Annotated in this window: 14 protein-coding genes and 1 pseudogene; 4 read left to right on the top strand and 11 right to left on the bottom strand. The window is 39.9% G+C overall.

Annotated elements, in window-relative coordinates; all coding sequences use genetic code 11:
• Positions 1 to 16: 16 nt before the first annotated feature.
• The gene (locus AC3ZVC_RS24275; protein ID WP_490065619.1) at positions 17 to 1,126 is read left to right on the top strand and encodes an ABC transporter ATP-binding protein; all 1,110 of its coding nucleotides are present in this window, start codon (positions 17 to 19) and stop codon (positions 1,124 to 1,126) included.
• 129 nt (positions 1,127 to 1,255) lie between these two features.
• Here the strand turns inward: AC3ZVC_RS24275 and AC3ZVC_RS24280 are convergent, their stop codons facing one another.
• Positions 1,256 to 1,498, bottom strand: a complete 243-nt coding sequence (locus tag AC3ZVC_RS24280; protein ID WP_490065620.1) for a hypothetical protein — start codon at positions 1,496 to 1,498, stop codon at positions 1,256 to 1,258.
• A gap of 412 nt (positions 1,499 to 1,910) precedes the next feature.
• Here AC3ZVC_RS24280 and AC3ZVC_RS24285 point away from each other — a divergent pair, with 412 nt between their 5' ends.
• Positions 1,911 to 2,129: an alpha/beta-type small acid-soluble spore protein gene (locus tag AC3ZVC_RS24285; RefSeq protein WP_009331467.1), complete on the top strand. Its 219-nt coding sequence runs from the start codon at positions 1,911 to 1,913 to the stop codon at positions 2,127 to 2,129.
• A 62-nt stretch (positions 2,130 to 2,191) separates the two neighbouring features.
• Here the strand turns inward: AC3ZVC_RS24285 and fumC are convergent, their stop codons facing one another.
• The 10 genes and pseudogenes from fumC to AC3ZVC_RS24335 all read right to left on the bottom strand — a co-directional run bounded on the left by fumC (position 2,192) and on the right by AC3ZVC_RS24335 (position 12,821).
• Complete coding sequence (gene fumC, locus AC3ZVC_RS24290) at positions 2,192 to 3,574, bottom strand: class II fumarate hydratase (RefSeq protein ID WP_490065621.1); 1,383 nt, start codon at positions 3,572 to 3,574, stop codon at positions 2,192 to 2,194.
• 683 nt (positions 3,575 to 4,257) lie between these two features.
• Positions 4,258 to 6,269, bottom strand: a pseudogene (locus AC3ZVC_RS24295) (ABC transporter ATP-binding protein).
• Positions 6,266 to 8,023 (bottom strand): ABC transporter ATP-binding protein, encoded by a 1,758-nt coding sequence (locus AC3ZVC_RS24300; RefSeq protein ID WP_490065622.1) that lies wholly within the window; start codon positions 8,021 to 8,023, stop codon positions 6,266 to 6,268. Before AC3ZVC_RS24300 ends, AC3ZVC_RS24295 begins: the two are co-directional and overlap by 4 nt.
• A 715-nt stretch (positions 8,024 to 8,738) precedes the next feature.
• Positions 8,739 to 9,527, bottom strand: coding sequence for an alpha/beta fold hydrolase (locus AC3ZVC_RS24305; protein WP_490065623.1), 789 nt, complete (start codon positions 9,525 to 9,527; stop codon positions 8,739 to 8,741).
• A gap of 272 nt (positions 9,528 to 9,799) precedes the next feature.
• A complete protein-coding gene (locus AC3ZVC_RS24310; RefSeq protein WP_490065624.1) occupies positions 9,800 to 10,117 on the bottom strand; it encodes a YbjQ family protein in 318 nt (105 codons plus the stop codon).
• Entirely contained in the window at positions 10,098 to 10,301 is a 204-nt protein-coding gene (locus tag AC3ZVC_RS24315) for a hypothetical protein (protein ID WP_490065625.1), read from the bottom strand. The genes AC3ZVC_RS24310 and AC3ZVC_RS24315 overlap by 20 nt, the downstream gene beginning before the upstream one ends.
• An 11-nt stretch (positions 10,302 to 10,312) precedes the next feature.
• Positions 10,313 to 10,519: a sigma-Y antisigma factor component gene (locus tag AC3ZVC_RS24320; RefSeq protein WP_490065626.1), complete on the bottom strand. Its 207-nt coding sequence runs from the start codon at positions 10,517 to 10,519 to the stop codon at positions 10,313 to 10,315.
• On the bottom strand, positions 10,516 to 10,866 hold the full coding sequence (locus AC3ZVC_RS24325; RefSeq protein WP_490065627.1) for a YxlC family protein: 351 nt from the start codon (positions 10,864 to 10,866) through the stop codon (positions 10,516 to 10,518). The genes AC3ZVC_RS24320 and AC3ZVC_RS24325 overlap by 4 nt, the downstream gene beginning before the upstream one ends.
• Positions 10,820 to 11,383, bottom strand: a complete 564-nt coding sequence (sigY, locus tag AC3ZVC_RS24330) for an RNA polymerase sigma factor SigY (RefSeq protein ID WP_490065628.1) — start codon at positions 11,381 to 11,383, stop codon at positions 10,820 to 10,822. The genes AC3ZVC_RS24325 and sigY overlap by 47 nt, the downstream gene beginning before the upstream one ends.
• 151 nt (positions 11,384 to 11,534) lie before the next feature.
• Positions 11,535 to 12,821, bottom strand: a complete 1,287-nt coding sequence (locus AC3ZVC_RS24335; RefSeq protein WP_490065629.1) for an MFS transporter — start codon at positions 12,819 to 12,821, stop codon at positions 11,535 to 11,537.
• A 406-nt stretch (positions 12,822 to 13,227) separates the two neighbouring features.
• Between AC3ZVC_RS24335 and AC3ZVC_RS24340 the strand changes: the two genes are divergently transcribed.
• Positions 13,228 to 13,533, top strand: a complete 306-nt coding sequence (locus AC3ZVC_RS24340) for a helix-turn-helix domain-containing protein (protein ID WP_490064307.1) — start codon at positions 13,228 to 13,230, stop codon at positions 13,531 to 13,533.
• A complete protein-coding gene (locus AC3ZVC_RS24345) occupies positions 13,530 to 14,489 on the top strand; it encodes an IS3 family transposase (RefSeq protein ID WP_490064306.1) in 960 nt (319 codons plus the stop codon). Before AC3ZVC_RS24340 ends, AC3ZVC_RS24345 begins: the two co-directional genes overlap by 4 nt.
• Positions 14,490 to 14,648 lie beyond the last annotated feature (159 nt).

Below are 14,648 nucleotides of genomic sequence, written 5' to 3' on the forward strand. Positions count from 1 at the left end.
CTGGGAGGTTATCTTAATGGCTGAATTAAAATTAGATAATATATACAAAATTTATGACAATAAAGTAACTGCAGTAGAAAATTTCAACCTTCATATCCAGGATAAAGAATTTATTGTATTTGTCGGCCCTTCAGGCTGCGGTAAATCTACGACACTTCGTATGATTGCAGGCCTAGAGGAAATTTCAAAAGGCGACTTTTATATCAATGAAAAGCGTGTTAACGATGTACCGCCCAAGGATCGTGATATTGCGATGGTGTTCCAGAATTATGCACTTTACCCGCATATGTCCGTATATGACAACATGGCCTTCGGACTTAAGCTCCGCAAATTTCCAAAGGACGAAATCGATCGCCGTGTAAAGGAAGCAGCTAAAATCCTTGGCCTTGAACCATATCTTGACCGCAAACCTAAGGCATTATCAGGCGGTCAGCGCCAGCGTGTAGCTTTAGGCCGTGCCATTGTCCGAGACGCAAAAGTCTTCCTTATGGATGAACCTTTATCAAATCTTGATGCAAAACTTCGCGTGCAAATGCGTGCAGAGATTGCCAAGCTTCACCAGCGTCTGCAAACAACAACCATCTATGTGACACATGACCAGACAGAAGCCATGACAATGGCAACTCGCCTGGTTGTTATGAAAGATGGCATTATCCAGCAGGTTGGTGCGCCAAAAGAAGTATATGAAAAGCCAGAAAACGTATTTGTCGGCGGTTTTATTGGCTCGCCTGCTATGAACTTCTTTAACGGGAAGCTTGAGGATGGCAAATTTGTTGTCGGCCAAACACAAGTAGCCGTTCCAGAAGGCAAAATGAAGGTACTTCGCGAACAAGGCTATGTAGGCAAAGATATCATTCTAGGCATTCGCCCAGAAGATATTCATGACGAGCCTGTCTTTATTGATGCTTCCACAGGTTCAAAAATCAATGCCCGCATCGACGTTTCCGAACTGACTGGTGCTGAAACAATGATTTACTCTAGCATTGAAGGCCAAGATTTTGTTGCCCGTGTTGATTCCCGTACAGATATTAAACCAGGGCAAAACCTTGATTTAGCATTTGATATGAACAAGGCTCACTTCTTTGACGCCAATACTGAAAGCAGAATCCGCTCAACAAAAGAATAAAAGATAAAGCGGAAAATCAAAAGGCAATTTTAACAGAGCGTAATTTTAGAAAACCCCGTCTGCCAGACGGGGTTTTTCCATGTTTTAAATACTTTTAGCAACCTCTTTATTGGCTCGCAGACTCCATGTCTATTCTTTAATAAACTTCACTGTATCATGGCCGCATGTTGGGCATTTTAAAAGATGAGGACATTCCTCTTTTTGGTAGTCATGCGGATAGCCATCTTCCAGCTTCATTTGGTCAATCGGCATATAGGCACTGTAATCGTCGTAAAAATCCATTACCCTTCCGCTATCCTCCATATTCTTTCCACAAGAACTGCAGGTTGCTTCGAGTTTTTCAAACCCATTACAAACAGGGCAAATAGCCATTTCCAAAACCTCTCACTTTCTTTTTTTTGCTCTGTTAAGCTTATTGTTGTTTTTAGCACCCTGTTGATTGGAGCGGAAAGCACTAATCCCGCGGAAAGGGAGTGCCTCCTGCTGAAATCAACAGGCAAATTTCACAGAGCTTTTTTTTAAGTTTATTTCTTATCGTTTGTTTGTTTTGACTGTGTTATGTAAGTTGCTAATCAGCAAGTCTTTCAGGAAAAAATTCCCGATTTTATAAAAGCATAAACTTTTATAAATCAAACATAATAGAGAGTAAACACAGCGGCAACAAGCCGCCACTCACCTTAACCGATGGGTTAAGCCAGGCAGTGGAGCAGGATTAATCCTTGCGCTGGTGCAATTCCAGCTAACCCAACCAAAATCCAACAAAATTTTATGAGGAGGAAATCACATGAACAACCAATCATCTAGCAGAAGCAATTCCTCAAACCAATTATTAGTACCAGGAGTATCACAAGCACTTGACCAAATGAAGTACGAAATTGCAACTGAATTTGGCGTAAACCTTGGAGCAGAAACAACTTCTCGCGCTAACGGATCTGTTGGTGGAGAAATCACAAAACGCCTTGTACAAATGGCTGAACAACAGCTTGGCGGCGGTTCTTTCTAATAAAAGCAAGATAACAATTGAATAAATTTGGCTTGGCCCCCCCTAAGGGGGGCCTTTTACTTTTACACCATCTTCTCGGGAATAACCCATTCATCATATTGCTCTTCAGTAATGTAGCCCGTTTTTAATGCAGCTTGTTTCAATGTTGTATTTTCCTTAAAAGCAAGTTTGGCTATTTCAGCCGCTTTTTCATATCCAATATGGGGATTAAGAGCAGTTACCAGCATTAGTGACCTTTCTACGTGGCCATGAATTACTTCTTCATTAGCTTCCAGTCCTGCCATGCATTTTTCATTGAATGAAGCCATTCCATCTGCTAGAATTCTGATGCTTTGAAGGAGATTATAAATGATAACTGGCTTAAATACGTTTAATTCGAAATTCCCCTGGCTTGCAGCAAAACCGATTGATGCATCATTTCCAAAAACCTGGCATACCACCATGGTAAGGGCTTCACTTTGGGTAGGATTTACCTTTCCCGGCATTATAGAACTTCCAGGTTCATTAGCAGGAATTGATAGTTCTCCTATCCCGCTTCGCGGACCGCTTGCCAGCCATCGTACATCGTTGGCAATCTTCATAAGATCAGCGGCAAGGGCTTTTAATGCACCATGGACATGGACAACTTCATTATGGCTGGTCAGTGCCTGGAATTTATTTTCAGAAGAGCGGAAAGGATAGCCTGTAAGATTGGAAATTTCCTTTGCCATTTTATCCCCAAATGACTTATCTGCATTGATGCCTGTTCCTACTGCCGTACCGCCAATTGCCATATCCAGAAGGTATTTTCTGGACTCCTCCAGCATTTTTTCATTTTTATCAAGCATTGCACGCCATCCGCTTATTTCTTGTCCCAATGTAAGCGGAGTTGCATCCTGTAAATGGGTTCTGCCTATTTTCACGATATTTTTATAGGCTTCTTCTTTCGTTTTGATTGTCTCTTTTAATTTTTTCAATGAAGGTATAAGCTTTTCCTCTACTTCCGTATAAGCAGCTATGTGCATGGCTGTCGGGAATGTATCATTCGAACTTTGAGACATATTGACATCATCATTGGGGTGAATTTTCATGTCAGAGTGACCTTGTTCGCCGATTAACTCATTTGCCCTTTTAGCCACAACCTCATTTACATTCATATTTGATTGCGTTCCGCTCCCTGTCTGCCAGACTGCCAAAGGAAAATGGCTATCAAATTTATGTTCAAGAATTTCGTCACATGCTTTTGTGATGGCTTCTTTTTTCTCATTAGGAAGCTTGCCGAGCTTATTATTAACAACGGCAGCTGCCTTTTTTAGCCTTGCAAAAGCATAAACCACTTCCATCGGCATTTTTTCAATCCCTATCTTAAAATTATCCTTGCTCCGCTGCGTTTGAGCTCCCCAATATTTATCAGCCGGAACCTTTACTTCACCTAGCGTATCCTTTTCGATTCGAAAATCAGCCAAACTTCATACCTCCTAAAATTATCACTATAGTTCATATATATTCTTTTCCCTGAATTTCAAACTTTAATGATAAAATTTGAATCGAATGAGAATTTAGCCATAAAGAAACTTAAATCAGCAGGGGGCCTTATCCCTGCTGATTGTTAGTTGAACCAATCGGGCCTTTACGGGCAGTTTGACCCCCACATATTCTCCATTGATTCCTCTTAGTCTTGAATTGGGATCTTACTGCCCCTTAGACTGCGATAAAAAAACTGCCTGGCTGAAGCAGCCGGCAGCTATGCTTTTACAATCGTATAACCAATAAAGTAACCAAGTACCATAATACTTGCTATCACCAATGTAATAGAAAATTCCTCCACGTTCATCCCTCCAGACAATATGATAATTTAAAGCTATCATGGAAGAGCTGATTCGGATCATATAAATCGGTACTATTCTGTGTCTGTGATGTGAAATTTTTATGAACATGAAAACGCTTTTATTGTGCAAAAGCTAATAAAAATTCATTTCACTGGTAAAAACAATTTACCGCGTTATATTGAGTTTTTCGCGTATATATAAATATTTAATCATTCAGCTAAGAATTGTTTCGCAATATTTTTTTGCTAATTATGCACTTTTCCAAATCCATATTTTGGCCAAAAAATATAAAAAGAAAGCGCCATTCGGCGCTTTCCCCTTTACCCAGCTAGGGTCGATCCCTGCTGGAGCTGATACATTTGATAATACTTTCCGTTCTGCCTCATTAATTCATCGTGGTTTCCTTTTTCAACGATTTTTCCCCGGTCGAGAACAAGGATTTGATCAGCGTTGCGGATTGTTGACAGACGGTGGGCGATGATAAAGGTCGTTCTTCCCTTTTTCAGCACATTCATTGCTTCCTGTATGATCATTTCCGTTTCTGTATCAATACTTGAGGTTGCTTCATCCAGTATCAAAATCGCCGGGTCAAAAGCCAATGCCCGCGCAAAGGAAATGAGCTGCCTTTGCCCGCTGGATAGTGTGCTGCCTTTTTCAATAACGGGTTCGTCATAGCCTTTCTCAAGATGCTTAAAAATTTTATCTGCCCCAACATCCTTAAGAGCCTTTTCCACAGTCTCACGCGAGATATTGGGATCATCCAGGCTGACGTTTGAAGCGATGGTCCCCGTAAACAGGAATGGATCCTGCAGGACGATCCCCATATGCTTGCGAAGCTCCTGCCTTGGAACTTCCCTAATATCCATGCCGTCAATCATGATTCTTCCTTCCTGGGAATCATAAAAACGGAACAGCAAATTCATGATTGAGCTTTTTCCTGAACCGGTATGGCCGACCAGCGCCACTGTTTCCCCGTGCTTTGCATCAAAGTTGATATCCTTCAAAACATATTCATTCTCTTTATAACCGAAATGCACATGGTCGAATGTAACATTTCCTTTATAGCGCGGGATTTGCTTATCGCTTACATCAATACCTTCTTCATCAAGCAGACTAAACACCCTATCTCCGGCTACAAGCGCCTGCTCCAAATTGGCTAACTGATTCACAATACCCTGTACCGGCTGGAATAGACGGTTAATATAATCGACAAAAGCGTATAGCATTCCAAGTGAAATTACTGATGATGCATTTAAGGATTCCCCCCAAAGTACCATATAAATGCTACGAATACTATATTCCTTAACACTGCGGTTAAATTATGGGAGGTCAGCGAATTCAAGCTTAGAAGTTTATTTTGATACGTATAATGCTCTGTATTCAGCTTCTCAAAGGCCTTTTGCGTATCTTTTTCCCGGCTGAATGCCTGGATGATGTTCATTCCCTGAATCGATTCGTTAATCATTCCGTTAATATCACTCACCCTGGATCGGATGACGTGATTGTATTTGGATGCATATTTACGGTACACTACCGTCCATACGTAAAGAATCGGCAGCAGGATTAAACAGATCGCCGCAAGCTTGGCATTCAGAATAAATAAAGCGATATAAATACCAAAAATATAAATGGCGCTTGTAAAGAAAGTGGCCAATACGGTTACGTATAATTCGCGAATTGCTTCCGTATCGTTGGTAATTCTGGCGACCACCTTGCCGGCCGGCAAATTATCAAAATAACCGATTGGAAGCCTTTGGATCTGTCCAAATACATCCTTCCGCATTTTTTGAATAATCCTGTTTGCCGACTTCTGGAGATAAAAGCGCTGCCCATACTGAAAGAATGCAGCTATAACCAGCATACCAAAGTAAAAGGCCAGCAGCTTAAAAATCTTCGGAATCTCCGGCCTGTAAAATTGCATTAATTCGTCACTGGTCAGTACCTTTCCTTCGTACGCTTCTGTTTGACCGCCCTTTTCTATTACCAGTGTGCCGTCTTTAAAGGTTCTGTTCCCATCAATAGTAACTTCGCCATTTACAAAAATAAATTGGCTGCCCACCTGGAGGATGCGGGCCTGATCGATTCTTTTCTCTCCATTGGAGATATTTTGTTCTTTTTTATAAAAGTGGCCATCGTACGGCACTGCCTCTTTATCCCCCTGAGTCTGGTACCAGACAGATTCAATGCCAAGGATATGATCATCAATCATTTTCTTCGCGATAAATGGCCCTGCGAGATCAGCAGCAACAGCTACTGTTAGCATCAGCAACGCAGCAATAATCATTTTTTTATAATGGAGTGCATAGTGGAATAATCGCTTCCCTGTTGTCATGAAAGCACCTCCTCTTCAGCGGCAGCCTGGGTCTGCTGCCTTTCAAATTGTTCCTTGTACCAGCCATTCATGTTCATCAATTCTTCATGTGAACCTTCTTCAACAATTTCACCTTCATCAAGGACGATAATATGATCGGCATGCTGGACAGCCGACATCCGGTGGGTTGTGATAATCGTTGTTCTATTCTTTCGTTCAGATCGAATATTATTGATGATGTTTTTCTCTGTTTTTGCATCAACTGCTGACAGCGAGTCATCCAGTATGAGTATTTCCGGATCTTTTACAAGTGCACGAGCAATGGAAATCCGTTGTTTTTGACCTCCTGATAAAGCAACCCCTTTTTCGCCAATTAGCGTCTTGAGCCCTTCTGGAAGCATCTCCAGGTCTTTGCGGAATGCCGCCAAATCAATGGCCTTTTGCATCTCTTCTTCAGTCGCATCCATTCTTCCAAAAAGGATGTTTTCACGTATGGTTCTTGAAAAAAGAACGTGATCCTGAGGGACATAACCGATCCAGCCTCTTGTTCTCTCAAGTTCCTGATCTTCAATCGGTACATTTTCAATTGCAAGCGTACCGGTTCCCGCAGGATACTCTCTCAGCAGCTGTTTAATAAAAGTGGTTTTCCCGCTGCCTGTTTTTCCGACAATTCCCAGCGTTTCCCCGCGCTCAATATGCAATTGTATCCCTTTCAGGTTTGCTGCTTTGGATGAAGGATATTGGAAGTGTACATCTGCAAAAGAAACACTATTAGGTGTTTCAACAACGGAAGGTGTTTCAGGATTTTTTATATCCTGTTTTGCAGATAAAGTTTCCTGTACCCGATCGAGTGAGGCGCTTCCTCTTTGCATAACATTTATTAATTCTCCGATTGCAAACATCGGCCAAATCAGCATTCCTAAATATACATTGAAAGAAACAAGCTGTCCCAATGTAATGGATTGATGGAAAACAAGATAAGCCCCGTATCCAAGCCCAATAAGATAGCTTAGACCGACAATGACTTTGATGGTTGGCTCAAACAGAGAGTCTATTTTGGCCACTTGAATATTTTTCTTATAAACATCCTCGGTAAGATTATGGAAGCGCTGCTGATCGGCCCTTTCCTGTACATAAGCGCGCACAACCCTTACTCCCGAAACCGATTCAAGGACCCGGTCATTCAGATCTCCAAATGCATCCTGAGCACTCATAAATCGGGTATGAATCTTCTTGCCGTATACCTTTATCAAATAAGCCATAATAGGCAGAGGCAAAATGGCTGCAAAAGTTAATTTCCAGCTCACTAAAAACCCCATAGTAAACAGAATCGTCAGCATAAAAACACTGGAATCCACGAGTGTGAGTATCCCAAATCCGGCTGTGACCGAAATGGCTTTTAAATCATTTGTCGCCCTGGCCATTAAGTCACCTGTACGATTCTTCTCAAAAAATGTTGGAGTCATTTTCAGCAAATGGCCCATAAACTGTGTCCGCAGCTTTCTTTCTACCAGAAATGCCCCGCCAAAGAGCTGATACATCCAAATATACGTAATGGCGTAGGACACTACAGTGATTAATGCCAGTAAACCCAGATATTCCATAATTTTTGCACTGTCCAATGCACCAAGGTGAATATCGTCAATCGCCATTCCTACTAGCCTCGGCGGCATCACATCCAGGATGCCGACAATGATTAACAGGGTGATTGCTAAAGTATATCTTTTCCAGTTTTCTTTAAAAAACCAGCTTAATTTCCCTAAAATTGAAATCAAAGTTCTCTCCCCTTTCCGGCAGGAAGTTCACGGATTAAATGTCTAATTCAATCCGCTTCTTCCCTTAGCCAATACCAGATCCTTTACTAGCCTCCATCAAGATCCTCTGGCAAAACTGCTTTTCTTTCCACTCTTACTGTAATCATGTAAATCTCCTCCTAAGTTTGTTTTTCCGCTGTTCAACAGCGGCGCTCTCTTTCAAGCAAAAGTATATGGAAACAGGCATTGCCTGCAGTTCCTACTGGTAAAACCTTCTGAAATTTTGTCCAAAAGCTATAATAAAGCTCTTTGGGATTTTGTTAGGATGTATTCGCAAAAATTTGTTGCTTTTTAATCAAGTAGTGAGGAGTGGTTGATTTCCGCTTCAGGATCGACCGCGCCTCAAGCTGAATCAAAAGACAAAAAAAGACATACCGCGGCATGCGATATGTCTTAAAAGACAACAGAGCCCACGTTACGATTCGTAACCTGAGCTCCCTAAAAAAGTGCAGAAAATACCTACTTACATTTTTATTTTATTCATAGGAGAGGTTACAATTTTTGTGTATTCAGCTTTTTTCTGAAGATGATGGATTAAGATCATTTTGTACCCCTCCTTTTCATTATTTTCCATATTGGTAAGATTATCATCGCTTTTCTCAAAAGTCAATCGGCTTTTTTCCCATTCTTAAAAATTTTCTGTATTCAAAAAAGATCCCTATTTATTAAGGATCTTTTATGAAGCCAATCTTCGTTTTTGTCTATTGATAAAATCAATTGTAATTTGATTAAATAAGTCTGGTTCATCAATATTGCAGACGTGCCCCGCACCTTTGATTACCTTAAATGTAACCGTTTTTGCTTTTTGGGTGATCGTTTTAACAGACTTAATAAACAGGTGGTCCTCCTGCCCCATAATGAAAAGAGTAGGTATATGCAAAATGTTCGATTGCAATTTTTCAAGGTAAGGATTCACCGACTTGGTCAGAGAGAGCCAGTTTATAAATTCCTTTTGGCACATTTTCGCTGCCTGCTTTACAAATGCGTGCCTTGATTCAAGATGATTCTTCTTTGGCATAATGATCCAGGCAAACAAACGGTAAAGAAGCATATAAGGCAGCATATACTTTGTCATATTAGCTATCGCAATCAAAAATCTTGTCCGCCAATTCAATTCCGTAATGGCACCGCCAAGAATCATAGATGCAACTCTTGCAGGATGGTCCTGGGCAATTGTTTGAATCACAATAGTTCCCAAAGAAATACCGACAAAATGGGATTCCTCGATACGCAAATGATCCAGCACATCAATAATTTCCCGGGACACCTCTGAGAAATGATCCCCTTCTTCCCAAGTTCCTCTGCCAGACTGCCCATGACCGCGCAAATCTACCAGCAGTACATTAAAATGCTTTTTATATTCTCTCATTTGTTTATACCAAATAGCTGAGCTACCTCCTGCGCCATGCACAAAGGTTACCCAGGGCAAAGACTCGTCTTTCACATAGGTGCGGTAATATAGCATATAAAACTCCTAACCTCTTTCCAGCGTCATTTGATCTAAGTAATTAAAATAAATGAAGTTTCACTTTATTGTAAAGGATTTCACTAAAAAAAGCTTTGAAAATCACATAATATTCACTAGTCTATTTTCAAGTTTTTTTTTCCAAAAAAAATTATCCTACAAATAACTTCCCTCTTTTTCAAATCCAAAACCCAATCAGCATCTTTTTCCAATTAATTGTTAAATACATTTACATTAAAAAAACCAGCAAATTCAGCTGGTTAGTTTCCCCCTTATTCTTCAACAACTGCTGCTGTTCCATAGGCGATAATCTCGGCAGCATTTTGCATGACTGCCGAAGTTTGCAGGCGCATGCCAATGATTGCATTTGCCCCTTTTGCCCTGGCATCCTCCACCATTCTGCCAATAGCCTTTTGCCTTGCTTCATCCATCATTTCTGTATACTCGCCAATTTCTCCGCCTATAATTGTTTTTAACCCGGCCAATAAATCTTTCCCGATATGTTTGGTCTGTACAGTACTGCCTCTTACAAATCCTTTTATTTCTTTAATTTCTTTTCCATGTACAATATCAGTAGTTACGATAATCATTCCCGTCATCCTCCTCTTTTTCCTTCTTTCTCTCAACCAGCAGTACAATAAATATGGCAAAAATCATAATTGCATATAATATATAAAACATAATTGCTGCTTTAATATTAATGAATAGCATGATAACGCCTAGAAGCTGGCCGCCTGTAGCTGTAAGCAGGAGCATCTGCTTTAATCTTTTCATCCTTCCATCCCTCAATACTTATCTTTTTTCTGCCAAATCTTTCTAACAAAAATCAAATAAAACAGCGTCGGCATTGGTGCCTGAATCAAGCCGATTATTCCCCATAGCCAATAATTATGCCCATGCTTTCTTGCATCCAAAAATAAAAAGGTGCTTTGTGCAATTAAAATGATCCCGACAACGATCAGTAAAGGAAGGGAGATTTCTTCGTTATTCATGTACCATTCACCTGCTTAACAAAGCTGACTGTACTATAAGCAATAATAAAAACAGTGACAATTCCCTGCAAAACAAAAAAGGCAATCGGAAGCTGGTATAGCATGAATAAAACTGAACTTACAACAAGGAGCGCAACAACTATAAAGATGGCCAAATCCCTCATGAATTTCTTTTTCATGATTTGTCTTTGGTCCAAAACTAATTGTTCAAAGAATTGCACATCAGGTGTGTACACCGGGACAATATTTTCAAGCAAATCCAATCCGTCCTCTATCTCCTTTATTGCTTCCAAAACATTTTCATCTTGATGTTCGTGTTCGAGCGGCAGCACTTTTCGGTTCTTCATGAAGTTTCAACTCCTCTCTTACAGCCATAATCCCGTTATGCACTCTTGACTTAACAGTGCCAGATGATATTTTCATCATCTCTCCTATTTCCTCATAAGAATAGCCGTAATAATGTTTCAGTATAATTGGGATTCGGATATCTTCTTTAAGCTTTCCAAGGGCTGATAAGGCATCATTCCATTCCTCATTTCGGCTTTCAAGCTGCCATTTCATCCTCCTGAATGCTTCTTCCTGCTGTTTCCAATTTCTCTCTCTTTTAGACTTTCGCTGCTGATCAATATATAAATTGGTCGCAATCGAAATCAGCCAAGAGGAAAATTTTGCTTTACCATTATACATACTGATTTTTTCAACGCATTTGGCCATCGTTTCCTGAGCAAACTCTTCTGCTGTATCAGGATTCATCGTAATTTTGATTAAGTACTTAACCAGAAAGGGATAGTTATTTTTAAAAAGCATGGCAAAAGCGAGCTGATCTCCTCGTTTGGCACTTATAATAAGGTCTTTCTCCTCCATCAGCTTCTATCCTCTCTTCCCCATCATCCCATTGTTTACTGTTTATTTCACTCATAAGACGCTCAAGAGATGAATTCGTTCATTAAGTTTAAAAAATATTTTTTTAAACATAAAAAGCCCCAAATATAGGGACTTTTTATCTGATAATTCATTATACTGTACCAGTTTGTTCTAAAGAATGCGTTTTTATATTTTTTTCGGTTTTTTTTGTTAACTTTGGCAAAACCAGGCTGTAAAACACACCTACGAGCGATAAGCAGCCGCCAACCATCCAGTAAAGCATCTCTACTTTAAGTAAGGATGGGAAGCTCACAGCAATGAAGCCGAGTGTTATGGATTGGGAAAACATCATTAATGGGCTGATCCATCCCTGAACCCTTCCCATCATTTTGGGATCAACAATACTTGGCATCCAACCCCCTAAAGCGATATTTACTAAAGGCAAACCAAACGCTGCAGCAAATAATAATGAAAGAAAGAAAAACGTATTTTCCGTGAATGAGGCAGCTATAATAAAGCTGCTTGATATTAATAATCCGGCAATAATAAGCTGATAAAGCTTGAACTTCTGAGTGAGCAGAGAGGCAACAAAGCTGCCAATCAGCACGCCAACCCCAAATATAACTCCCAGCAAAATAGAATATTCTTCGTAGCTTTGCGGCTCCAGCTTATATTTCAGCATAAAAATCGGCATCACAGAAAAGCCGCCATTTACTATCCCAAACACAAAAAAGCCAACAAGCAAAGCAGATAATAGTTTGTGCTGTAAAATATATTTCATCCCAAGCTTAAAATCCTTGAAGACAAGGGGGATATTAAGGTCTTTAAGCTTATGGACCCCATTTGGCAGTCTTACTTCCTCGGGAATGCGGCAGGATTTTACTAGCAATGCACTTACAATGAAAGTAAGAGTATCAGCAAGAATGGCACCGTAAACGCCGACAGTCCAGTATACAAGAATACCAATGCCATTGCCAAACAGCATAAAAAGGCTCATGACCACCTGGTTCAATCCAGCAGCGGTTGTATAATCTTCACTCTTTAATATACCTTGTATCATTGCATGCTCAGCTGGGAAGAAGAATTTCTGAACCGCACTCCTTAAAAATAATATCGCAAAAACGAGCGGCATCCAGCCGATAATAATGGTCATAAACAGTACAATAGATAGAAAAGCGCTGATCCAGTCACAGTAATAAGCTATTTTCTGGCGGTCCATCCTGTCCGCAAACACACCGACAAGGAAAAATACAGTCAATGTCGGCACCGAAAACATCAGCTCCGTTAAAGTTGCATAAAATGGCTGCTCTGAAAAGCGATCAAGAAGAAAAAACATAAATGCTGTAAGACCGATCGTACTGCCCATCTGTGAAGTAAAATTAGCAAAAAACAATTTAACATAATTTGCATTCTGAAAAATTTCTTTAAATTTCTTCATCTGCTTTTACCTCAGTTCCCCTGTTTTATAGCTATATTTTATCTCAGGAAAAACCATTGCATAAGCGGCTTCTGATGGTATCCATCTCCTCCTGGAGACTGATAAGGCTTAAACAATACTATGAATAGCTTAATTATATGATTTTTGTGAGATTTACATCATTATTAAAGATTGTGTAAGGTTTTGCTATTCAAACTGATCTATTTTACCAGCGGGAAAGGACTTTATCATCAACTTTAGGAGAAATATCCTCAACTGCGGCTATATATCATCAACTAAGCCAATAAATCATCAACTTTATCAAAAATATCGTCAACTCCTTTTAGGACCCCTTAATCATTTGGACACGAACCTACTGGAAAAAGTAAACTAGAGGTAAGGATTCTATGAGGAAAGGAGTGTCCAAATGCCCAAACAAAGAATTGATATTATTGAAGATGTTAAGAAGAAATATGTTCGGATGGCTATAGAGACAGGGAACATTTCTTCCATTGCCCGTAAAGCAGGTATTTCAAGAGAAACTTTAAGAGCCTGGATGAGAACCTATGAAGATGAAGTTCAGGACTTGATGGATAATGAAGGTACAGTGAGGCTTTCTGAAGATCCTTCTAAGGATGAGTTAATGGAAAAATACGAACAAGCCATGAAGCTTCTTGGAGAAAAAGAACTTGAAGTAGCTATGTTAAAGAATTTATTAAAAAAAAGAGAGTGACCGTACAGGAGCGTTTGGCAGAGGTTGAGCTTTGGGTATCTGAAGGCTTCCCTATTAATAGGGCGATGAAAGCATTGGAGGTTTCTCGATCCATGTACTATTACGAGCAGAATAAGGAAAAGACATCTACAGATGTCAAAAGAGGAAGACCTTTTCCGGGGTATTCTTTGACAAACACAGGAGAAAAAATTCCAGACGAGCAGATAGAAGAATTTTTGATGGAAGCCATCGAAGGAGAAGAAGGAATTTACGGGTATAAGAAGCTGACTCATTACCTTCAAAAACAACATAACCTTGTGATTGATAAAAAGAAGGTTTACCGGTTATGTGCGAAGTTAGATATTCTATTACCGAAACGAATTGCTCAATCAAAATTCCCCAGAAGAATGGCTAAACAGCATATGATCACGCAGCCTAATCAACTATGGCAGCTAGACATTAAGTACGGATCCATTGAGAAGAGTGGAAGGTTCTTTTTTCTGGCTAGTGCCATTGATGTATTTGACCGGAGTATCGTTGGATATTATCGAGGTTCAAAGTGCCAAGCAAAAGATATTACAAACATGCTTAAAGAGGCATTAAAGACTCGGCAGGTTTATAAATCTAACGAAAAAGATGAATATAGTATCATTATAAGAACCGATAATGGCCCTCAATTTGTCAGTTATCACTTCGGGGAGTTTTGTGCGGAAAACAAGATATACCATGAAAGAATCCCACCTAAATCTCCTAACTTAAATGCATTCATTGAATCATTTCACAGTGTGATTGAACGGGAGTGTTACCGTAGGTATACTTTTGAGTGCTTTGAGGAGGCCTATTTTCGGATAGATGAATTTATGGAGTTTTACAATTTGCGAAGATTTCATGGGAGTTTGAATTACAGGGCCCCTCTTGAGTTTCATGATTTATATAAAGAGCTAGGAAATACAGAAGAAATGGCGATTAGCTTATAGCATCGCAAAGGTGCTCCTTCTTCACTTAAACCGCTCATAGATGATGAAGCGAAAGGGTCAAGCGTAGTGGGCTTGACGCTTGAGTGCAATCATCTATTATGCAAAAAGTGAAGAAGGATAGAAAAAATAAAAAACTGTGAATAGACAAGAAAAGTCGAG

This window comes from Cytobacillus sp. C11.1 (genome assembly GCF_058145115.1).

What these genes read in the sequence shown, in the direction of transcription:
- AC3ZVC_RS24275 (WP_490065619.1), top strand. Translation starts at nt 17, where the DNA reads ATGGCTGAATTAAAATTAGATAATATATACAAAATTTATGACAATAAA.
- AC3ZVC_RS24280 (WP_490065620.1), bottom strand. Translation starts at nt 1,498, where the DNA reads ATGGCTATTTGCCCTGTTTGTAATGGGTTTGAAAAACTCGAAGCAACC.
- AC3ZVC_RS24285 (WP_009331467.1), top strand. Translation starts at nt 1,911, where the DNA reads ATGAACAACCAATCATCTAGCAGAAGCAATTCCTCAAACCAATTATTA.
- AC3ZVC_RS24305 (WP_490065623.1), bottom strand. Translation starts at nt 9,527, where the DNA reads ATGCTATATTACCGCACCTATGTGAAAGACGAGTCTTTGCCCTGGGTA.
- AC3ZVC_RS24310 (WP_490065624.1), bottom strand. Translation starts at nt 10,117, where the DNA reads ATGATTATCGTAACTACTGATATTGTACATGGAAAAGAAATTAAAGAA.
- AC3ZVC_RS24315 (WP_490065625.1), bottom strand. Translation starts at nt 10,301, where the DNA reads ATGAAAAGATTAAAGCAGATGCTCCTGCTTACAGCTACAGGCGGCCAG.
- AC3ZVC_RS24320 (WP_490065626.1), bottom strand. Translation starts at nt 10,519, where the DNA reads ATGAATAACGAAGAAATCTCCCTTCCTTTACTGATCGTTGTCGGGATC.
- AC3ZVC_RS24325 (WP_490065627.1), bottom strand. Translation starts at nt 10,866, where the DNA reads ATGAAGAACCGAAAAGTGCTGCCGCTCGAACACGAACATCAAGATGAA.
- sigY (WP_490065628.1), bottom strand. Translation starts at nt 11,383, where the DNA reads ATGGAGGAGAAAGACCTTATTATAAGTGCCAAACGAGGAGATCAGCTC.
- AC3ZVC_RS24335 (WP_490065629.1), bottom strand. Translation starts at nt 12,821, where the DNA reads ATGAAGAAATTTAAAGAAATTTTTCAGAATGCAAATTATGTTAAATTG.
- AC3ZVC_RS24340 (WP_490064307.1), top strand. Translation starts at nt 13,228, where the DNA reads ATGCCCAAACAAAGAATTGATATTATTGAAGATGTTAAGAAGAAATAT.